This window comes from Chromobacterium indicum (assembly GCF_039708975.1).
Taxonomy (GTDB): Bacteria; Pseudomonadota; Gammaproteobacteria; order Burkholderiales; family Chromobacteriaceae; genus Chromobacterium; species Chromobacterium piscinae.
In genome coordinates, this window is sequence record NZ_JAYFSJ010000009.1 from 18,159 (window position 1) to 36,629 (window position 18,471).

Below are 18,471 nucleotides of genomic sequence, written 5' to 3' on the forward strand. Positions count from 1 at the left end.
TTGAATTCAATTACACGTACAAACTGGCATCGGTAATCATGATGGTTTGCGAAATGCAGTCCATCGCGTCGCCACCATCCTGCCCGCCTCTAGCCAAATAACAAAAGTCGGTTCGAAACCCGCCATCCTCCAGCATCCCATTTAGCAGATCGTAATAAGAGTAATGGCCGTAATCGCTGACGTACTTGCCATTGATCGAATAACAATAGGCAGCATTCGGGCTATTCCAGCGAACCGGCGTGAATGTTCCCTCTGCTCGACGTCCGGGATTTCCCCCTGGCTGTTGCTTGATAATGTGGATATTCGACGGCGTATGCACAACCGCATCCATCAACACTAGATTGCGCTGATTGCTGTCATAGCAGATTGCGCCATCCTCGCGCCGCAATACCATGCCCCAACGCCCGGCGACCGCGTTCGGCGTCCGGCAGAACACCAAGACTTGCGGCTGGTGATTCGGGTAGACCGCAAGCGTGATTTCCCAACGACCCGGCCCGGCTCCCTGCACACCGACAATGCCGGCCCAGCCGCCAGAGCGGCGAATGAACGGCAACGGTTCATACGGGCAACTGACGTAGTAACGCAGCGTATACAGCGCCTTCATGAAGTCGTACCACCTTGGCACAATGCCGTTCGGCGATCCCGTCACCGCGTTGAACTGCGCAACGCCGGCAAATACCAACGAATACGTCCGGTCGCTGACAACGATGCCGCCATTGCCATTGCGGACCATAAAACCATGCTGACTCATCGAACGGACATCACATAAAGCGTGGTCGGCGCGACGTCGCCTGTCTGCTGCCACCAACGAACCAACGGATGCCCACGGCCGTAATCGATCCCGACGCCGTGCATGCGTCGTCGGCCGCCGCCAATCGTCGGCCCGTAAATCTGCGTCACACCCAGGGCAAACCCGGCCAATTCTGGATACGCCCGTTCGCCGTTGCCGCCGCCCAGGTAGATCACGTCCACCAGGCTGCTCGCCATTGAATCGGTATGCAGCATCGCCCGGCCGCTACCGTCCTTCACCATCAATCCATGACTGCTCATGCCGCCAGGTCTCCTATCTTGACGCGCTCGACGCCGTTTTCGTCGAACACGCGAATGACTCGATTACTGATTTCCGTGCGCGCGCCGCCGTCGCCGCTGCGGATCGACACATTGCCGCCGTTGTCCACGCTGAACCGGCCGCCGCCCATATTCATGCTGCCGCCACGAATCGACGCGGCGTAGAGCGCCACCTCGGCCCGCACCTCGCCGGCCGAAATCTTGTTGGCCGACATCGTGCCGTCTAGGATCAGATCCCCTGAAACACCGACCGCCGACCGGCCGCCAATGCTGCCCACCGTGAACACCTGGCGCACGCCCTCGCCGTCCGGCTGCGCCACATAGAACTTGTCGGCCAACACGGCGAATTCGCTGCCGTTCGTTCCGTTGTTCAGCGCCAGGCCGCTGGCGAAGGTCTTGCCGTTCGCCGTGCGGGTAATCTGCACCGACCATTTCCCCATCAGGCCATCAACCGATTTTGCCTGTTGCGTGATAGTCGCCTCGGCGTCGCCGACGCGGGTAGACATCTGGTCCAGACGCTGCGCCAGCGATCCGCTGGAGCCGGTCGCCGCTTGCAGCTCCTGGCGCACCGTCGCCAGCCCCGAATCCGTTTTGCTGGATAGCGTCTTGATGTCGCTGGCCATCGCTTTGTCCGCTTCAGCCCGCGCGGTTTGCTCTTGCAGCAAGCCGGCTTGCGTCGTCCGCTGCCCGTCCTCATGCTTGGCTGTCAGCTGATCCAGCCTCTTGGCCAGCGCCCCGCTTGTACCCGTCGCCGTCTGCAACTCTTGGCGCACCGTCGCCAGCCCCGAATCCGTCTTGCTGGATAGCGTCTTGATGTCGGCCGCCAGCGAGTCGTCTGCCTTGGCCCGCGCGGCTTGCTCTTGCAGCAAGCCGGCTTGCGTCGTCCGCTGCCCGTCCTCATGCTTGGCCGTCAGCTGGTCCAGCCGCTGCGCCAGCGAGCCGTCCGGGCCTGTTGCGGTTTTGAGTTCCTGGCGCACGGCCGCAAAGTCGGATTGCGTGCGGCTGGCCAACGTCTTGACGTCGCTGGCCATGGCTTTGTCCGCCTCCGCCCGCGCCGTCTGTTCCTGCACCAAGTCAGCCCGTGTGCCATCCAGTTTGGCCGACAGCTCCAGCCGCGCCGTCGCTTCCTGGCGCATGGCCTCGTTCGTGGTCTTCAGTTCTTGCTTGGCCAAGGCGCGATGCCGAACTTGCGTATCGCCCAGCTGGTCGCTGGTCAATACGCTTTGCAACGCGGTTTCGACGGCCGACTCTGCCAGCTTGGCGGCGCTATCCACTTCCGCCGTGATGTTGACCACTTTTTCCATCGGCTTGCGCAACTCGTCGGCCAGCTCGCTGCCACTAATGCCCCCCTGCAACTGCTGCAACAACAGCGACGGGTCGCGGATGGTCGCGGCATCGGCGCGGGCGCGCGGCGACACATTGCCCCAGCTGTCAGTCACTTGCAGCCAATAGTAGTAATGCACGCCCAGGCCGACGCCTTGATGCGTGAAGCTGTTCGCCGGATACGCCCGGTCGCATAGCGGCGTCGGATTGCCGTCGTTGGCATCGGCGCTGTAGAACAGCTCGGCGCGGACAAGCTCAGGCACCCCGGCCGGATAGCGCCAGGTCAAACTGATTTGCATCGGCCCGCCCACCGCCGACAGCGCCGGCATCGGCGGCGGCGTGGTATGGCCGCGGGCGTTGACCTTGCCCAGCGCCGGGATGCTGCGCAAGCCGGTCGCCGATACGCTGGACACGCGAACTTGCCAGACGCCCGGCTGCAAATCCTCCAGTTCGGCATGATTGGCCGACTGCTCCGGCAGCTCGCGCCAGTTGCCGCCCTCCTCGCGGTAGCCGACGACATAGCCGCGCAGGTAGGGATGATTGACCGCCGGCCAATCGACTTCCAGGCGCACCGCGCGGCGGCCGTCGCCGGTCAAATAGGACACCTCGCGCAGCGCCACCGCGCCGACAGCCGGAATCTGTGACGGGTCCGGCAGGCTCGATGTCGGCGGCTGCTCGATGTACAGCCCCTGTTCAATCGCCTCCCACTTGTGCGGGTTGTGCTGAAGCGCGCCGATTTCGTAGACGCCCGGTTCGCGCTCGCGCTTGGACACGCAACGCCAGATAGTCGGCTGCAGATTGGTCCCAATCAGCGCCCAGGTTGTGCCCTCCACCGGCTGCGCCGGGAACGGCGTGACCAGCTGCAGGCGATCCGTCTCGCCCGGCTTGACCACGACGCCGCGTTGCACCAGCTGGCCGTCCGGCATCGGGCATTCCAGGCTATAGGCGATGCCGGCATCCAGCACGACCGTCGCGTCCAGCGTCACCGTCTTGCCCTTCACCGCCAGCAACCGGCCGCCCATGCGCCGCCCGGCGACCGTTGGGTCAAACACCGTGAACAACTCGCCCGGCAGCAGATCGGCGGCATACAGACCAGCCCCGAAATTGACCAGATCCGTTTCCGTCTGCGCCGTTTCGAGGATGTAGCGCCCCAACTGCTGGGCCTGCGCGCGGCTGGTACAGCCAACCGCGACCACTTCGGCCGGCTGGTAGCCGTAGCGCGCCAGGCCCTCGGCCTCCTCGACGTACTCAATCGACCGCTTCCAGCCGTCCGCCGGATCGACAAACGACACGCTGGCCACCGTGTACCTGTCCGATTGCTCGGTGCTGGTATAGCTGAAGCGGCCATCCAGCACATTGGCCGGCGCGAAGTGCTTGCCCGGCACATCGCCGGGGATGTCGGCGACAACCCGAATGCCGCCAGCGGACGGAATGACTTTGCCGCAGAACACCGACGCCATGTCTTGCAGCGCTTTCCAGGCGTCCGCGCCGTCGCCGTGGTAGCCGTTCATTTCGAAGCGGCGGCGCATGCCGCCCGCGCCGTCGCTGACAAGCTGGTCGCACCATTGCCCGATGCGGTACAAGTCCCACTTCCACGCGCCGTCCGGCGGCAAGTTGATATTGAACCGCTCGTCGGTGGCGAAGGTGTACAAGCACCAGGCCGGATTACTGCTGAAGGCTGGCTTAAACGTGCCATCCCACGCGCCGCTATACGTCCCGGCAGCCGGATCGTAGTTGCTCGGCACTTGCAGCACCGACAGATTCCATTCGCTGGTGATTTCGGGCAGCGACGAAAACTGTTTGGCGTCGAATGTCACACCGAGTAGCGCATAACCGGGGTAGCTCAGTTGCAGCGGCTGCAACACGGTATAGCTGTCCCAGGCCGTCGCGTTGATCAGCTTTTGCGTCGTGCTGTCCGGCGTCAGCCGGCGCACCCGCACTTGCCACGGCCCGCGCCCCGGCAGATCGACGCGGACGCTGCGCTGGTAGTTGCCGCGCGCCTTGCCCTCGATGCCGATATTGCGCACCTGTTGCCAAGCCCCGCCCGGCTGGCAAACGTCAACGGCTAGATCTACCCGCGACGGGTTGGTGTCGCCTTCATCGTTGATCGACATCAGCCCCCGCACCGATACCGTGATGCGAATCGCGGCGGCATCCAGGTTGTCGATATTGCGCGCGATGCCCGCTTTGTCGCCGGACTTAACCTCGACCCCGACCGCGTATTCCGTTTCGATCTCATCGAACCCGGCCATCGGCGTTTGCGCCGCCGTGCCGACCCGATGTTCCACCCGCACCCGCTCGGCGTTGCGCGAACCGTCCGAATTTGCCAGCGGCACCCCGCTAAAGAAAACGGACTGGTCGCCATTGACCAGTCCGTCCATTTGTCCGATCCCCACCAGCATCAACACCCTGGCCGTGGCCAGTGATTGCAGCGAGTCAACCGCCTCGACAGGCCGGCGCGGCGCATCTGGCTTGCCGCCGCCAGCGCCGATGATTTCCATCACCTCCATATCCCTTACATGTCCTCTACGCTAATACCCGCCGAAATGATGATGCCGCCGGCCCGATGCCGCCCCCAGCCCCAGGGCGCCGGCACGCCCTGCGCGCTGCTGTTCGCCGCGCCGTTGAACAGGTAGGACGGCTTGCCCTGCTGCTGCTCGCTCTGCGACTGATCCAGGCGCGGAACCGGCGTCAACATCATCACCGCGCCGCTAACCATCAGACCGATGCCCAAGGCCATCAGCTGCGTTCCGCCGAATGCCCACGTCGCCGCGCCCACCGCGATCAACACGCTTCCCAAAATCTGGCGGCCGCCGCCGGCCCCGAACACTTCAGGCATCAACAGCACGTCGCCGCACGAAACCAGCGTCAGTTCTTGTTCCGCGATGTCCCTATCCGCGACCGTCACCCGAAACGCCAAGCCGTCCGCATCCATCGCCCGCAAAGCATTGTTGAAGCCCGGATGCAACGCATTCAGCGCAGGCACCACCTCGGCCACTGACGCCACAGCAAGCCGATGCTCGCGGCCGTATTGCTCGCCTAGTTCACCCCCAAGGCGAATCGTTCGAATCTCGTTCATGCGCGATACCTCGCCCGGCGCACCGTCACCCGTTGCCACCAGCCGCCATAGATGTGTGTTTCCGATTGCCGGTCGCGCAGATGGTGGAGAATGCGGCCATCGCCCAACCAGACTGCAACGTGGTTCGGCCGCTGGCCTCGTATCTGCATCAACAGCACGTCGCCCGCCTGCGCTTCGTCATCGACCCAAATAAAACCGGCGGCCTCGGCCGCCGTGCTGAACAGATCTAGACCGCGCTCCCACCAGCCGTCAGGCTCGTTCGGGCGCGGCAAGGACACGCCGCGCTCTCGCGCGTACCAGTCCCGCACCAACTCCCAGCAGTCGAACACGCCATAGCAGTAGGGCCGCCCCAGGTAGTCGGCCCGCCAGCCGCTCGGCGCGATATGGCGGTAATCGCCGCCCGGATGGCTGACGACATGCCACGGCAGGCCGGAACGCTCGCACATCGCCCGATCCACCAGCGACGGCTCGGCCGTGCCGTTCGGGTGGCTGTGCCAGATGCCGACGACGCGGCCCAACTGCTCGGCCGCCGCTCGCCCGGCGGGATCAATGCGGAAAAAGTGCTCTGGATCATCTGCCAGGTTGCGGCAGGGATAGACACGGCCGGAATCCAGCACCAGGCCGCAGGCTTCGCGCTCACCCGCCTGCGCCGCGTAGTCCAGCATGGCGGCGATTTGTTCGGATGTTGCAGTCGTTGCAGTCATCGCTTTACCCATGAAAAAAGCCGCTTTCGCGGCTTCTAAATTTGACAATCCTCTATTGCACATCTGGCAAATGCCATTATCTTGTCCGGCAGGGCATCCAGATTGCTCTACTTAACCTTATTTTCCGATGGAGAAGTACGAATGAAAAAAACTCTAATTGCTGCTTTAATGCTCTTTTCAGGCAGCGCGTTTGCCGCCAGCTGGGACTCCCACAATGGAACGATCAACAATGGATCACTATTGATTGATGCAGATAGTATTGCAGAAGCAAATGGCGCGACCAAAGTTTGGACCATTTTCTCTCCACTCGTTGACTATGGTCGCCCAAGTGCCGGCTATGCCTACAATATGACTCTACGCAATATCAATTGTGGAGCCAAAACGGTCTCTTACGTCAAAACCATCTACTACGACGCTGATCAAGTTCCCCATGAAGCCGCCGTATCGGACAAATCCTTTCAAGACATCATCCCAGACAGCGAAAACGATGTTTTGTGGAATTATGTTTGTAAACCGAACACCCGCAATGACTTAGTAACCCGCGTAACAAAAGTGCCTGAATACCTCAGAGGGCAGGCCAAGCTAACAAAACAGCAAGAACAAATGAACGCAAAAAAATAGTCACATTTAGTTATAACGCCTCATTCCAGGGCACCCGCCATAATTGGCCAGGTTGCCCCGGATACGGCAGCTGGCCAACCGTTTGCCGCATTTATCTAATCGCGGGTCAGTCACCGGCTGTTCCCGCGCGTCGAACATCGCCACGCCCTGATAGCCGCAATGCGCCCCCCGATAGACAACATGCGCCGGGCAATAGCGTGTCACCAGCACCCCCGGCGCACGCTTGCCCGCCAGGTCTAGCCGGCTGCGCAATTCGAACGTGATGGCGTCGCCGTTATCTGCTTCGCGGCGATTAATCAGCCAGATTTCCTCCGGGTACATTTCCGGGAAGTCGGCTAGTTCGCCCCCCGCGCAAAACTTGGCATGCGTCACCCGCCGCACCAACTGCCAGCCGACAAGGCCCTGATGCTGCATCACCAGGGCCGTGAAAATCCCCCGCACCTCTCGACCATCCGGCAGCGTCGCGACATTGCCGATTGACAGCTTCGGGCGCGGTGCGCCCTTCTGGCTGCTCTCGAAACCACGCGCATCTATTGCCCATGGCTCATAAGCCAGCCCTTGGAATGTCACCGCCTGGCCGTTGCCGCTGGCGGTAAACCGCATCGCCGGCACCGACACGCCAGGCGGCGGCCGAAGCTCGAACAGCTGCACAATCGCGTCAGGCACCAGGCGCTGTTTTTCCGCGTGTATCACACCCATTTATTCCCCCGGATCGAATACTTGTTCAAAGCTGGCGCTGATCACCTCTTCCCCCGCCGACAGATAGGAACGGTCCCATTCGGCGCAGCGCATCTTGCAGCGCACGGCGCCGGGATAGGTGAACCAGAACCAGCGTGCGCCGGCATGACGTATTAAGAACGCCTCAATGGCATCCGCTTCGGCCTGGCCAGCTGCAAATGACAGCTTGCGCACGCGCGGCATGCTGTTGATACCGTCCGGCACCCGCTGGCCATAGCCATCGCCAAACCGGGCTTCCTTCACTCGCGCCCGTATTGACGACGCACCACCAAACAACGGCGTCCAGCTAAAAACCTCCGCCACATCACCCCCTGACAAAGTTGTAGATGCCACCATCCGGCCGCATCGATTCTGCAAGCTTGTTTTCTACCACTCGCTCGACCAGAACCAGAATTTCCCGGCCGCCATCCGCCCCCTGCCGCTCCTCTGTACGCGCCGTCGCGCCCGGAGCCAGGTTGTTGACGACCACCCGCACCGGCTGGGCCGGCGCTGCAGGCGTGGCCACCGCCCCATTGACCCGCGACAAAAAGTCTTTCAGGTCACTGTTTGTCCTTCGGTCAACAACCCGCTCGCCGCGATCCAGCAACCACGTCCCTTCACGTGGGATAGTGTCGATACCGTCGTGCGCCATCCCCGACAAGTTCGTGCTGCTGATCGTGGACACCAGGCCAGCCGTAGACGACACAACCGACGCCATCGCGCCCATGTTCGCGGGCCACGGCGCCGAAGCGGCAGCGGTGGCGATGGCTTGTTGGATTTTGATAATGGAGTCAGCGATGGCAAAAGCTTTGCTCATGGCGAACATCGTTCGATAGAGCGCGGAATTCTTGCCTTTGAAGTTCGCCGCCAGACCGGCCAGGCCATCGAAAAGCTGGCTCGAACTCGACAGCATCGCGGATGCGCGGTTGCGCTCAAGGTTCAGCAAATCCGCGTTCAGCTGTTCCTGATTGCGGCGGATGTAGTCTGCGCGCTCGGTCTCTGTCAGCGTGGTCGCTTCCATGATCAACTGATAGCGACGGTCATACTGGTCGCGCAGCTGCTGGTCTTCGGACTGCAGGCCGATCCCCTGGCGCTCGCTGCTGCGAAGCGCCTCGGTCGCCCGTTCGTGCCGCTTGTCCTCGGCCCTGCCGAATTGGTCTTTCTCCTCCTGCGAAAGATTGCCGTTGTATTCGATATCGACTTTGCGTTGGCCATGTTCGCGCTGCAGGCGCTCGGCGGCGTTGTCGTACTCGCCGCCGCGCAGGCGCTGCGCCGTGTCGCGCTGCTGGGCCTCGTAGCGCTCGACATCGCGGTGCAGCTCGTCTAGGAAGCGCTTGTTTTCGGCGCGTAGCTGGCGGGTCGCGTCCAGCTCGGCCGCCAGCGCCAACAGCCGGGCCTGACTGGCGGTACTCCAGCCCGCATACTTGCCTTCCGCGATTTCAAAGCGCGCCTTCTCGACGGCAGACAGCTTTTCAACGCCCATGATTTCGCGTTGCATCGCATCGATGGCGGCATCCTCGCGCCGGCCCTGAACGCCAGCCCGTTTGCGCTCAGCGGCCTGTTTCTTGTCGAAGTCGTCGCGCAACTTGCTGACAGCCGTCTGGTGCGCGCTCTCTGCCTGCAGATACGCCTTGCTACCTTTCTGCAGCTCGGCCACGATCGACTTAAACGCTTCCTCCTCTTTCTTGACGCGCTTGTCGTATTGCTCCCGGTCGCTCAACCGGCTATCGTCTTCGGCGTATTTCTTCGCGCGGGCCTCGGCGTCCTTGCGCGCCGCCTCCGCCGCTTCCCTGGCTTTTTGCGCCGCGCCGGCATCCTTCGATACCACCTTCGCCCGGTTCTCCAGCTCGGCCAGCTCCGACCGCATCGCCACCAGGCCCGCCCGCTTTTGTTCCAGCGTCTGCGAAAACGACCATTCATACAGATTGGCTTCGCCGTCCTTGATGCGGCCCTTCAGCTGCGCCATCCGGGCGTTGTCGCTCGATGCGTCGTAGTGCAGCGCGTTGACCGGATTCAGGAAGCGCATAGCCGCGCCGCCGGCAGCCATTGCCTGCCCCCAAAACCCTGCCCCCTCTTTCCGGGCCTGGCGCATCGACTCTGCAACATCGTCGAAAGCGTCCGTCAAAATGGCCAGCTGGCCAGAAATGAAGGACGCGACGCCCGATTGCGCGACCTCGGTTTTCATCGCCTCCCAGGCATTGACGAAATTGGCGCTGGCCTTTTGCGCCTCCCCGCCAAAGGCTGCCGCGTCCGCGCTCATGCGCTTCAGTTCGGCGGCAAACTTGGGCAGGAAGTCAGCGGCCAGCAACTGGCCGCTTTCCAGCATCTTGCTGAATTCGCCCGTTGTGACGCCAAGCGCGCGCGCCGCCGCCTGCGTTGCCACCGGCAAATGCTCGGCCAGCTGGCCCCGGAACTCCTCCGCCGATACCACACCCTTGCCGGACATCTGCACCAGGGCCAGCATCGCCCCCTGCGCCGTTTCCGCCGACAAACCGAAAGCGCTGGCGGCCGTGGCCAGCGAGTCGAACACCTGGCGCGCATATGGCGCTAACGGCGTGCCTCTTACCGCGCCGGCAAACTGCGCATAAGACGCGGACGCCTGGCCAAATTCCGCCCCCAGCTGGGCCGACAGCTGACGCAACCAGGCGATATCCGACGCAATCGCGCGCAAGTCGCCGCCGTTGGCGTAGAACAACGATTTCTGCAGCCGCTCGCTGGCGATCTGCGCACCATTCAGTGCCTGTACAACGGAAAGAACGCTGTCTTTCATCGCCTGCAGCGAAAGCGCTGCAGCAGCAAACAGCCCACCTTGCGAAAGCATCGCCGCGCTGGACGCCATGCTTTCGAGTGCCTTGCCTGCCCGCTTGCTGTCGCGCTCGATGTTGGCGGCGGCGTCCTCCACCGCCTTCTTACCCGCAGCCATATCGCTTTGCAGTTGGCCGACACGCGCTTCCAGATTGATTACCAGCGAACCAACGTTTTGCGCCGCCATTTACTCCCCTTTCCCCGACATCAGGCGTAGCGCCTCCCGCTCCATCCCCTGCAAGGCGTCAAACAGCCCGCTATCCAGCGCCGCCCCACAGCGAGCCTCGACCACCGGCAGCGCGGCATAGTCCAGCCCGTAGGCACCGGCCGGGCCGACCCGCCATTGCGTTTGCATCGCGTTCCAGACCCGCCACGCCGGCAAACCTTCGGCCAGCAACTCGAACACCTCCGGCGCCTGCTCGGCCGGCAGCAACGCATCCACCTGATCCGCCGGCACACCGGCATCCAGCAGCGCGCGGCGGTTTTCCGACCGCGTGGCGGCGCGCTCCCCAAACTGCCAGCGCACCGCCTCAATCAGTTTTTTCGGACGGCGCCGCCAAACCGCAGCTCATGAACAGCGCGCTGCAGCGCGGCATTCACTGCCGGCCCATCGACGGACAACAGCGCAGCCTCCAGCGCCGCCAACGACAGCGGGACCGGCTGGCCATCCGGCCCCTGCACGCCATCCCAAGCCGTGAACGTTTCAGCGTACAGCCGCGCGTTCTGGCGATAGATGGCCGACAAGTCGGCCGCCTCATCTGCAGCGGCATGGCGCTGGAACAGTTCGTCCCAGGCCGGTTGCGACAACAGCCGGCCCGTCAGCTGGATGGTGATGACGCGTTCGGCGCCGGACTCGGCGCGCGCATGGATTTCGGCCGGTACTCGCGCCAGGCCGTCGTTTTTGATGATGAACATGCATACCTTTCACCAGGGCCAGAAAATCAGCACCGCCGCCACAACCGCCCTGACACGCAACGCAAAAGCGAGTGCCGCGCCGATATCGACAGGAAACGAAAGCTCGATGACACAACCCCGGATGGAGAACTTGAATTGAAAATTTCTCGACATGACTGGTCCTTTGTTTGAAAAGCCCAGTCACTATTGCAGCCCCTAGCTGGTGGGATAAGGGGTGGATTTGGACGGTTAGCGCACCGTCAGCTTGAATTCGTCGTCGCCATTGGTTGGCAGCAGCGACAGTTGCAACGTGGTCATGCTGATGTTGTCGCTATCGCCGTAGTCGGCATTGCCGATGCTGACGGTTGCGTCTATCTGAATGATGTTGCCGCGCGCCTTGCCGTGAACCAACGACAGCGGGCTATTCATCACGCGCCGCGCCAGGCCGAACCAATCGCGTTCAGCAATGCGGGTAGATTCGATTTGAAGCGAAGCCGTTGGCTTGCGGCCGGTAATCAGCACGCGTTCCGCGCCGCCGGGCAAGCTCCGGTGCTTGACCTCGTTGGCGATATCAATCGACAGGCTTTGCACGGCCGGGCTGAAGCCGAAGACTTGCAGGCTGGCGACATTGGCGGCATCGAACGGCATCGGCGTCTGAAATGGCGTCAGCTTCAGAGCCGGCGCCGCCTCATCGACAATGCCGCCATGGACGCCGGTAAACACGAATTTCATCTTTGGCAGTGCCTTATTCTGCAGGTCGAACGAGACATTGCCGCGCGCGCCCGTCAGCTTGTGCTGTACGCCATCCAGGTTGTAATAAATCGTCAGCGACTCATGGCCGGTGGAAACCGGGGTATAGCTGACTGCCTCCTTGTCGATAGCCTCGGCAAAACCGCAACCCTTCAACAGCACGCCCCAGGCCGGCGCCGTGCCGCGTGTCCCCGATCCGGCCAGCTCGACCTCGAATTCCGCTTTCATCCGCACCCCGGTCACAACGGATTCGGCATTGCCGAAGTAGGGGCGGACCACATTGCGTTCCGCCTTGTCGCTCTCGAATGGCGTGATTTTCGGGTTGGCGACCAGGATCGCGTTTGCGTCACCTGTCGGCACCGCATCGATGCCCTCTTGGCTTTCCACTTTGGCAACAATGGCCACCCGCTTACTGTTCAGCGGCATAAATCAGATCCCCCAAAACGCAAAAAAACCCGCCGAAGCGAGCCAGAACATTTTCAATTTCCAATTAGTATTCATTGGAAATTCACATCTCCCCTTCCCTACGCCGGTACGTCAACAGGTACTGCACGCGGCAGACGCCCAGGGCCGGGTTTTCCTCGTCATAGTCCCAATCGATCATCCCTTGCTGCAGGTCTTGCAGGCTGGACAGCGATTCATGCAAAACCAGATGCGCCGCCGTCAGCACCCCATCGCAAGCCGCGTGCGGCTCATCGCCATCCGCCTGAATTTCCAACTCCACCGACAATTGCCGGTACTCGTAACCGACCGGGCTACCGGACAGTGGCACGTCGCGCAGCTGATGCAGCACGATGGCCGGAAATTCTCCAAAGCTGTAACCCTTCTCAACATCGCGGCTGACGCGATCCGCTGCCGGCGTCGCGCCCCTCAATGCCTCTTCCATTGCCCGCATCAGGGCTTCAATCTTGCTCATTGCTCTTTCCAGTGAATGCGCCAGGTCATCGCCACCATATGCGGCGCGCCGTCCCCGACGTCTTGCGACGACTCTTCCAATGTGTCGTAAACCAGCACCCCACCCGCCCGGCCGCGCCAGCGCTCCAGGCGACGCCGGATCACCCAGGCCACCGCATAGGCGGCGTCATAGTCCGGCGCGACGATGGACAGCTGTACCAGGCTGCGCACCCGGCCCGATGGCCGGCGCGCGTTCTGCTGCCGCTTCTCGTCTATCACCTGATACGCGACCGCCGGCAAAACCGGCTCGTCCGGCAGATGCACCGGAAACACCCGATCCCCGACCAGGGCGGCCACTTCTGGCGCGGCCAGCAGTTCCACCAGCACCGCCCCTATCAACTCGACAACTCCCCGCTGAGCAGCGCGCCGCGCACTTCGTCCGCCACCGCGTCCAGGGCGCGCGGCAACTTGTCGGCGGCGGGCCGCATAAATGGATAGGGCGGGACAAATTGCCCCGCCCCTTTCAGGACTTCCCGCGTCGCGGCGCGTCTTCGTTCCCCGCCTGCGATCTTTTGCCCCCTCCCTCGTTTGATGTGGCCGTATTCCAGATAGCGGCCGTACCAGGCGCGCGACCGCAAGCCGACTTTGTAGGCGACCGCGCCGCGCTGGCCGCTGCCGCGCGAACTGGCGACCGTGATGGACTTGGCCAATCGTCCGGATCGACGTCGCACCCGGCGGCGGGCCTCGTCGCGCACCAGGGCGGCCCCCTTGCGCAAGCCGCGCCGTAAAATCTTGCGCTGCAGCTTGCGCGGCACCGCGTCCAGATGGCGCATAACCAGATCCAGACCGTGAACCTCAACCGTTGCCATCGTCCGTCCTCAGCATCAGCACCAAATAGCCTCGGTCTTTGTGCGGCTCGATGGTTTTGACCTTCAGCGGCAGACCATCCACCCAGGCCCGCCAGCCTTGCGCCACCGGGCGGCGCCGGATGGTGGCGCGCACGCTGCAGCCGGTTTGCTCGGCGAGCGCGGCCGTATAGGTCCGCGCGCCCAGGTAGTCCACTTTGGCGTGTACCGGCTTCGGCTCGCCCCAGCCTTCCCGCACCGCGCCGGACGGCTGACGCGACTTGATGGGCTGGCTAAGCCGAATGCGGTTGTTCAGCATGCTGGCGTTCATAGCGGGCTTTCCGTCGGCCGGTAATGGGCAATCAGGCTGTCCACCAGGCTGTCAGGCAATGCCACCACGCTGCCGGCGCTGACTTCCTCGCGGAAGGCGTACAACGTGGCCACACGGAAGCGCAGCCACTGCCGCACATCCTCCGGCACGTCCGGCCCGGCCTCGGCAAAGCCGGCGCGGTAAACGATGGCAATCGCCCCCGGCACCGGGTCCACCACCGGCCAGCCTTTCAGAGGTTTGATGCACAAACGCCGCTCACCGCGCTCGATATGGAAGGCATCCAGCGGCAGCGGCTGGCGCTGCCCTTGCTGCAGCGCCTCGATGGCGACCACCTCGCGCCCGCCCGCGATGTCCAGATACAACCAGGGCAGGCCCGGCCAGGCGTCCAACGTCTCGCGGCACTCGGCCAGCAGCAACGGCCCGCCGATCCGGGCCTCGGCGCTGGCCACGGCAGCGCGCTCGATCATCTGCAGCAGCGTGTCGTCGTCGGTCAAATCGGCATCAATCCGGCACTGCTCCCGCACTTCGTCCAGCGTCAGCACCGCCGCCGGATTGCGCCGGATCACCTCGGCGGCCATTACTCGCCGCCTGGCTGCGCCTTGGCCTTGCTCTTGGCCGCCGGCTTGGTTTCGACTGGCGTCGGCTCGCCCTCATCGTCCTCGGCCTCCAAAGCGGCCACGCCACGCGCAATCAGTTCATCGACGCGGGCCTGCCCCTCAAATCCAGCCACATCGCCCGGCGTATAAATGCCGTATGGCGCGGTAAACCTCACTGCAATCATGCTGTACCCTTCAAATGCAAAAAGGCCCGCCGTAGCGAGCCTTGAACCATGCTTACTTGCCCCACTTGATGCCGACGCCGACCGCAATCGACTCTTGGTGACGCGGGCCAAAATCGTGTTTGGCAATGACGCGGATAAGCGTCTGGTCGCGCTGGAAGGCGCTAACCATCTGGCCGTCGGTATCCTTGTAAGTGGCTTCCTTGGAAAAATCGATTACCAGGGACTGGTCTTCACCGATGAAGCAATCGCCGAAGTCGGCGAAATACAGCTCCGACTCGTCACCATCCTTGCCCAGGTTGTTCGGGATTTGCGTCGTCACGCCGACCGGGTAGCCCTTCAGCGTTCGATTGGCCAACTCCGGATAGACCTTGCTGCCCTTCATGTCCTTCAGGCCCTCCAGGAAACGGAACGTCCTCGGGGACATCACCCAGCCCGGCGACACCATATTGGCGTCCGCGCCTTCCAGCGACAGAATCAGCTTGTTCAGGAAGTTTTCCAGCACCTGCAGCGCGGCCGCGTCGATGGCGTTCAGGTCCGGCGCGGTAAACACGCTATTGGCCAGCGCCCAATGACGCAGGCCCTTGGGCAGGTTGCCGCTGCCGTCATCGCGCAGAAACGCCTTGTCTTCGCGCGCGCCAACCGACGATGTCAGGTCATCGACAATCAGTTGATCGACGTTCGGGCTGATGCCGGCATTGCTCAACAGGTCATTGCTGATCGGGACCAGTGCCGACATCTTTTTGCTCGACAGCTTCAGGTCATCGAACTTCACGCCGGTTACGGGCGCGTCGCTGTCAGAGCCGATATAGCCGACCGTCGCACCGCCTCGCAGGCGCGGAATCGTCAAATTGCCGTTGTTCAGCGGCAGCGAGCGCGCGCCCAGCTTGCGCACCACGGTTTTCGGGCGCAGCAGTTCGATCACTTCGCGCGCCATATTGGTCGGCACCAGCACGCCGCCAGCTGAAGGCGAGCCGGTATTGAGCGCCGCCGCCACCTCTTGCCCATAGCCGCGTTCATCCGCGATGTTGGCGGCCTCGCGGTAATTGCCCTGCGCCTCGATCAGCGCGGCCGCCATGCGCGCCATGCCGCCACCCTTCACGGTCGGCGCGGCCGGCGTCGCATGGATCGGCGCAGCGCCCGCGCGCGGGCCTTGCGGGTTGTCCACCGGCTGCGCGGTGGCGGCCGTCATGCGCTCGGCGGCTTCGGCGCGGGCGATCTTGGCCCCGATGTCGTCAAACTCTTTTTGCATCGCATCGATGCTGGCCACCTGTTCGGCGCTCAACGCGGCGCCGGTCGCCTCCAGGGCGGCCAGTTGGTTCACAGCGGCAGACAGATCGGCACGGCGTTTTTTCAACTCAAGCACTACGGACATCCAGACTCCAGACGTAAAAAAAGCCGCTGGAAGCGGCTGAAATGAAAAACGCGCCCGAAGGCGCGGTATGTTGGGTTTGTGTTGGCTTACAGCTGGGCGGCCATCGCCATGGCGGCGGCGGTCGCGCGCCGGGAAGGCGCAAGCGGCGGCGTTCGGCTCGCGGCCACCTCGGCGGCCATCCGGTTGATTGCCAGCTGCTGGCTTTCCACCCGGTCAGCCAGGCCGACAAGCACGGCCTCCGTGCCGAAGAACAGCCCGGCATCGGTCGCCTTGACCGCCGCGACGGAAAGGCCGCGATTGTTCGCCACCACCCCGGCGAACTTGTCGTAATAGGCATCCATGCGTTTTTCGACCGCCGCGCGGGCGTCATCCGACAGCGGCGCATCGCTGGACATGTCGTTCTTGCGCGCGCCCCGGTAAAACGTGGTGACAGCTACGCCGGCACTCGCCAGCTGCTGGCTGAAATCGGCGTGTTTCATGATCACGCCGATGGAGCCGACCCCGGACGATTCGGACAGCGTGATATCGCTGCAGGCGCAGGCGATGGCGTAGGCGGCGGAAAACGCGTTGAAATGCACCAGGGCGTGAATCGGCTTGACTGCCTTGGCCGCCTCGATGTCCGCCACCAGCTCGAAACAGCCGACCACCGCGCCGCCGGGGCTGTCCAGCTCCAGCACCATGGCGCTGATGCGCGGATCGTTCAGGCCCGCTTGTATCTGGCTGCGGATGCCTTCATAGCTGGTTTGGGTCGCGCACAGATTGACGTTCGCTTCGCGCGCCACCAACAGCCCTTGCACCGGAATCACCAGCAGGCCCGTTTGCTGCGCCGACTGCATCCGCTGTTCGGCCTGGCTGACCATCGCCGCCCGGCCGCCGTCATCGCGCCAGGCTGCAGGCTGCAGCGCGGCGGCGACGTGGACGCCCAGCTGGCGCAACTCGACGCCGGCCCGCTCTCCCGCCCAGGCCACGGCCTCATGCAGCACGTCCGGCAATACCATGTGCGGCTGATTGAACAACTGCGACAGCAGGAATTGCCCCCTCACTGGCCAGCCTTTGTCGGCAGCGTGGCCAGTTGTGGCAGCGAGGCCGCCACCGGGTGGCGCGACAATGCGCCGACCAGCACGGCCGCCAGCAGACTGCCGCCCTGGCCACCGATCACGGCCGCCGACGGCGTGTAGTTGGAAACGTTCATGTGTTGTCTTCCTCTTTCTGATTCTTGCGGGCTGCAAGGCTCTTTTCGCAGGCGGGGCTAGGCGGCGTTCGGTCCCAGGCAGGTCCATGCTGCCGCTGCCACTCTCGAAACTTGTCCATTCCCAAGGGCTTTAATCCGGTCCACCCGATGGGCCAGCCCATCAACCACTCGACCCATTCCGGGTTCAGCTGGCCATGGTCCGAAGCCATCACCGCATGGTCCAGCCGGTCGCGCTCCCGGCTGGCGCCGGTCTTCCGGATCAGCGAGCCGGGCGACGTTCCCTTGCTGGCGCAGGCGGTCGGCGTCGGCCACAGCTTCACTTGCGCGCTCAGCCTCGGCTCTCCCCGGCTGTTCCACTTGCCGGCCTTCCGCTCTATCGCATCGTCCGCGACCACGGTTTGCCACGGCGGCGAGCCAGATTCGATCCCGCTTATGGGGCGCTCCAAGATCGGATGCTGATAGGCAAGCCCATTCCGCATCGAACCCCATCTGGGCAAGATCACCGACGACCAGGGCAAGTCCTCGGCCCACAAGCAATGGTGAGTTTTCCAGCAAGACGAATCGGGGCTGTACTTCACCGATAATTCTTGCCATTTCGGCCCATAGTCCCGACCGCTCGCCCTCGATGCCGGCACCCCGTCCTGCGGCGCTGATGTCCTGGCAAGGGAAGCCGCCCGATACCACGTCAACAAGTCCCGCCCATGGTCTTCCGTCAAAACTGCACACGTCAGACCAAATTGGGAAAGGCGCGAGGCATCCATCGGTTTGTCGTTGCGCCAAAACTTGTGCGGCGTAGGCATCACGCTCAACGGCGCAGACGGTGCGCCATCCCAACAGGTGGCCACCGAGTATTCCGCCACCAGCCCCGCTGAAAAGAGCCAGCTCATTCATTCGGCTCCCCAGGCGCTTACCGGGTCATCCCAATCCATCACGTCGCGGCGGCCCTCCTTTACCGCCTCGATGATTTGCTCGCCGGTTTCCCGCGCCAGTTCCGAGTCAATTGGCTGCATATGCCTTACCTTCCCGCATAAAAAAACCCGCCTTGCGGCGGGCTGGTTACAAAACGGGTAGATATCTATTAATTCCAGGGACAGT

At 63.2% G+C, this 18,471-nt stretch carries 24 protein-coding genes; 1 reads left to right on the forward strand and 23 read right to left on the reverse strand.

Annotation, left to right across the window (positions count from 1 at the left end; translation table 11 throughout):
- Positions 1–10: 10 nt before the first annotated feature.
- Genes VA599_RS13300 through VA599_RS13320 form a run of 5 tightly spaced genes read right to left on the reverse strand, consistent with a single transcriptional unit; the run spans position 11 to position 6,174 of the window.
- Positions 11–751, reverse strand: a complete 741-nt coding sequence (locus tag VA599_RS13300; protein ID WP_346788965.1) for a hypothetical protein — start codon at positions 749–751, stop codon at positions 11–13.
- Positions 748–1,050, reverse strand: a complete 303-nt coding sequence (locus VA599_RS13305; RefSeq protein WP_346788967.1) for a hypothetical protein — start codon at positions 1,048–1,050, stop codon at positions 748–750. The genes VA599_RS13300 and VA599_RS13305 overlap by 4 nt, the downstream gene beginning before the upstream one ends.
- Complete coding sequence (gpJ, locus tag VA599_RS13310; protein ID WP_346788968.1) at positions 1,047–4,892, reverse strand: TipJ family phage tail tip protein; 3,846 nt, start codon at positions 4,890–4,892, stop codon at positions 1,047–1,049. The genes VA599_RS13305 and gpJ overlap by 4 nt, the downstream gene beginning before the upstream one ends.
- Before the next feature lie 14 nt (positions 4,893–4,906).
- Positions 4,907–5,470 (reverse strand): tail assembly protein, encoded by a 564-nt coding sequence (locus VA599_RS13315; protein WP_346788970.1) that lies wholly within the window; start codon positions 5,468–5,470, stop codon positions 4,907–4,909.
- Positions 5,467–6,174 carry a C40 family peptidase gene (locus tag VA599_RS13320; RefSeq protein WP_346788971.1) on the reverse strand — a complete coding sequence of 236 codons (708 nt, stop codon included), beginning with the start codon at positions 6,172–6,174 and terminating at the stop codon, positions 5,467–5,469. Before VA599_RS13320 ends, VA599_RS13315 begins: the two co-directional genes overlap by 4 nt.
- A gap of 141 nt (positions 6,175–6,315) precedes the next feature.
- Between VA599_RS13320 and VA599_RS13325 the strand changes: the two genes are divergently transcribed.
- Positions 6,316–6,795, forward strand: coding sequence for a surface-adhesin E family protein (locus VA599_RS13325; RefSeq protein ID WP_346788973.1), 480 nt, complete (start codon positions 6,316–6,318; stop codon positions 6,793–6,795).
- Between the two features lie 6 nt (positions 6,796–6,801).
- On the opposite strand, the gene VA599_RS13330 is transcribed toward VA599_RS13325, so the two are convergent.
- The 18 genes from VA599_RS13330 to VA599_RS13415 all read right to left on the reverse strand — a co-directional run bounded on the left by VA599_RS13330 (position 6,802) and on the right by VA599_RS13415 (position 18,386).
- Positions 6,802–7,494 carry a phage minor tail protein L gene (locus VA599_RS13330; RefSeq protein ID WP_346788975.1) on the reverse strand — a complete coding sequence of 231 codons (693 nt, stop codon included), beginning with the start codon at positions 7,492–7,494 and terminating at the stop codon, positions 6,802–6,804.
- Positions 7,495–7,869, reverse strand: coding sequence for a phage tail protein (locus VA599_RS13335; RefSeq protein ID WP_346788977.1), 375 nt, complete (start codon positions 7,867–7,869; stop codon positions 7,495–7,497).
- Positions 7,838–10,504: a tape measure protein gene (locus VA599_RS13340; protein WP_346788978.1), complete on the reverse strand. Its 2,667-nt coding sequence runs from the start codon at positions 10,502–10,504 to the stop codon at positions 7,838–7,840. Before VA599_RS13340 ends, VA599_RS13335 begins: the two co-directional genes overlap by 32 nt.
- A complete protein-coding gene (locus VA599_RS13345) occupies positions 10,505–10,843 on the reverse strand; it encodes a DUF1799 domain-containing protein (RefSeq protein WP_346788980.1) in 339 nt (112 codons plus the stop codon). It lies immediately after the preceding gene.
- Between the two features lie 8 nt (positions 10,844–10,851).
- Entirely contained in the window at positions 10,852–11,232 is a 381-nt protein-coding gene (locus VA599_RS13350; protein WP_346788981.1) for a hypothetical protein, read from the reverse strand.
- 9 nt (positions 11,233–11,241) lie between these two features.
- Entirely contained in the window at positions 11,242–11,385 is a 144-nt protein-coding gene (locus tag VA599_RS13355; RefSeq protein ID WP_346788982.1) for a hypothetical protein, read from the reverse strand.
- A gap of 75 nt (positions 11,386–11,460) precedes the next feature.
- Positions 11,461–12,387: a phage tail tube protein gene (locus VA599_RS13360; RefSeq protein ID WP_346788983.1), complete on the reverse strand. Its 927-nt coding sequence runs from the start codon at positions 12,385–12,387 to the stop codon at positions 11,461–11,463.
- Between the two features lie 82 nt (positions 12,388–12,469).
- Positions 12,470–12,877 (reverse strand): hypothetical protein, encoded by a 408-nt coding sequence (locus tag VA599_RS13365; RefSeq protein ID WP_346788985.1) that lies wholly within the window; start codon positions 12,875–12,877, stop codon positions 12,470–12,472.
- Positions 12,874–13,254 carry a tail completion protein gp17 gene (gp17, locus tag VA599_RS13370; protein ID WP_346788986.1) on the reverse strand — a complete coding sequence of 127 codons (381 nt, stop codon included), beginning with the start codon at positions 13,252–13,254 and terminating at the stop codon, positions 12,874–12,876. Before gp17 ends, VA599_RS13365 begins: the two co-directional genes overlap by 4 nt.
- A complete protein-coding gene (locus VA599_RS13375) occupies positions 13,251–13,724 on the reverse strand; it encodes an HK97-gp10 family putative phage morphogenesis protein (protein WP_221668841.1) in 474 nt (157 codons plus the stop codon). The genes gp17 and VA599_RS13375 overlap by 4 nt, the downstream gene beginning before the upstream one ends.
- Entirely contained in the window at positions 13,711–14,031 is a 321-nt protein-coding gene (locus VA599_RS13380) for a head-tail adaptor protein (protein WP_221668842.1), read from the reverse strand. The genes VA599_RS13375 and VA599_RS13380 overlap by 14 nt, the downstream gene beginning before the upstream one ends.
- The gene (locus VA599_RS13385) at positions 14,028–14,609 is read right to left on the reverse strand and encodes a head-tail connector protein (protein ID WP_221668843.1); all 582 of its coding nucleotides are present in this window, start codon (positions 14,607–14,609) and stop codon (positions 14,028–14,030) included. The genes VA599_RS13380 and VA599_RS13385 overlap by 4 nt, the downstream gene beginning before the upstream one ends.
- Positions 14,609–14,812, reverse strand: a complete 204-nt coding sequence (locus tag VA599_RS13390) for a hypothetical protein (RefSeq protein WP_221668844.1) — start codon at positions 14,810–14,812, stop codon at positions 14,609–14,611. The genes VA599_RS13385 and VA599_RS13390 overlap by 1 nt, the downstream gene beginning before the upstream one ends.
- 52 nt (positions 14,813–14,864) lie before the next feature.
- Positions 14,865–16,184, reverse strand: coding sequence for a phage major capsid protein (locus tag VA599_RS13395; protein ID WP_221668845.1), 1,320 nt, complete (start codon positions 16,182–16,184; stop codon positions 14,865–14,867).
- Positions 16,185–16,270: 86 nt separating this feature from the next.
- Positions 16,271–17,227 (reverse strand): S49 family peptidase, encoded by a 957-nt coding sequence (locus VA599_RS13400; RefSeq protein ID WP_346788989.1) that lies wholly within the window; start codon positions 17,225–17,227, stop codon positions 16,271–16,273.
- The gene (locus VA599_RS13405; protein WP_346788990.1) at positions 17,224–17,376 is read right to left on the reverse strand and encodes a hypothetical protein; all 153 of its coding nucleotides are present in this window, start codon (positions 17,374–17,376) and stop codon (positions 17,224–17,226) included. Before VA599_RS13405 ends, VA599_RS13400 begins: the two co-directional genes overlap by 4 nt.
- Positions 17,377–17,433: 57 nt before the next feature.
- Entirely contained in the window at positions 17,434–18,267 is an 834-nt protein-coding gene (locus tag VA599_RS13410) for a DNA cytosine methyltransferase (RefSeq protein ID WP_429838733.1), read from the reverse strand.
- The gene (locus tag VA599_RS13415) at positions 18,264–18,386 is read right to left on the reverse strand and encodes a hypothetical protein (RefSeq protein WP_346788993.1); all 123 of its coding nucleotides are present in this window, start codon (positions 18,384–18,386) and stop codon (positions 18,264–18,266) included. The genes VA599_RS13410 and VA599_RS13415 overlap by 4 nt, the downstream gene beginning before the upstream one ends.
- Positions 18,387–18,471 lie beyond the last annotated feature (85 nt).

What these genes read in the sequence shown, in the direction of transcription:
- VA599_RS13300 (WP_346788965.1), bottom strand. Translation starts at nt 751, where the DNA reads ATGAGTCAGCATGGTTTTATGGTCCGCAATGGCAATGGCGGCATCGTT.
- VA599_RS13305 (WP_346788967.1), bottom strand. Translation starts at nt 1,050, where the DNA reads ATGAGCAGTCATGGATTGATGGTGAAGGACGGTAGCGGCCGGGCGATG.
- gpJ (WP_346788968.1), bottom strand. Translation starts at nt 4,892, where the DNA reads ATGGAAATCATCGGCGCTGGCGGCGGCAAGCCAGATGCGCCGCGCCGG.
- VA599_RS13315 (WP_346788970.1), bottom strand. Translation starts at nt 5,470, where the DNA reads ATGAACGAGATTCGAACGATTCGCCTTGGGGGTGAACTAGGCGAGCAA.
- VA599_RS13320 (WP_346788971.1), bottom strand. Translation starts at nt 6,174, where the DNA reads ATGACTGCAACGACTGCAACATCCGAACAAATCGCCGCCATGCTGGAC.
- VA599_RS13325 (WP_346788973.1), top strand. Translation starts at nt 6,316, where the DNA reads ATGAAAAAAACTCTAATTGCTGCTTTAATGCTCTTTTCAGGCAGCGCG.
- VA599_RS13330 (WP_346788975.1), bottom strand. Translation starts at nt 7,494, where the DNA reads ATGGGTGTGATACACGCGGAAAAACAGCGCCTGGTGCCTGACGCGATT.
- VA599_RS13335 (WP_346788977.1), bottom strand. Translation starts at nt 7,869, where the DNA reads ATGGTGGCATCTACAACTTTGTCAGGGGGTGATGTGGCGGAGGTTTTT.
- VA599_RS13340 (WP_346788978.1), bottom strand. Translation starts at nt 10,504, where the DNA reads ATGGCGGCGCAAAACGTTGGTTCGCTGGTAATCAATCTGGAAGCGCGT.
- VA599_RS13350 (WP_346788981.1), bottom strand. Translation starts at nt 11,232, where the DNA reads ATGTTCATCATCAAAAACGACGGCCTGGCGCGAGTACCGGCCGAAATC.
- VA599_RS13355 (WP_346788982.1), bottom strand. Translation starts at nt 11,385, where the DNA reads ATGTCGAGAAATTTTCAATTCAAGTTCTCCATCCGGGGTTGTGTCATC.
- VA599_RS13360 (WP_346788983.1), bottom strand. Translation starts at nt 12,387, where the DNA reads ATGCCGCTGAACAGTAAGCGGGTGGCCATTGTTGCCAAAGTGGAAAGC.
- VA599_RS13365 (WP_346788985.1), bottom strand. Translation starts at nt 12,877, where the DNA reads ATGAGCAAGATTGAAGCCCTGATGCGGGCAATGGAAGAGGCATTGAGG.
- VA599_RS13375 (WP_221668841.1), bottom strand. Translation starts at nt 13,724, where the DNA reads ATGGCAACGGTTGAGGTTCACGGTCTGGATCTGGTTATGCGCCATCTG.
- VA599_RS13380 (WP_221668842.1), bottom strand. Translation starts at nt 14,031, where the DNA reads ATGAACGCCAGCATGCTGAACAACCGCATTCGGCTTAGCCAGCCCATC.
- VA599_RS13385 (WP_221668843.1), bottom strand. Translation starts at nt 14,609, where the DNA reads ATGGCCGCCGAGGTGATCCGGCGCAATCCGGCGGCGGTGCTGACGCTG.
- VA599_RS13390 (WP_221668844.1), bottom strand. Translation starts at nt 14,812, where the DNA reads ATGATTGCAGTGAGGTTTACCGCGCCATACGGCATTTATACGCCGGGC.
- VA599_RS13395 (WP_221668845.1), bottom strand. Translation starts at nt 16,184, where the DNA reads ATGTCCGTAGTGCTTGAGTTGAAAAAACGCCGTGCCGATCTGTCTGCC.
- VA599_RS13405 (WP_346788990.1), bottom strand. Translation starts at nt 17,376, where the DNA reads ATGAACGTTTCCAACTACACGCCGTCGGCGGCCGTGATCGGTGGCCAG.
- VA599_RS13410 (WP_429838733.1), bottom strand. Translation starts at nt 18,267, where the DNA reads ATGAATGAGCTGGCTCTTTTCAGCGGGGCTGGTGGCGGAATACTCGGT.
- VA599_RS13415 (WP_346788993.1), bottom strand. Translation starts at nt 18,386, where the DNA reads ATGCAGCCAATTGACTCGGAACTGGCGCGGGAAACCGGCGAGCAAATC.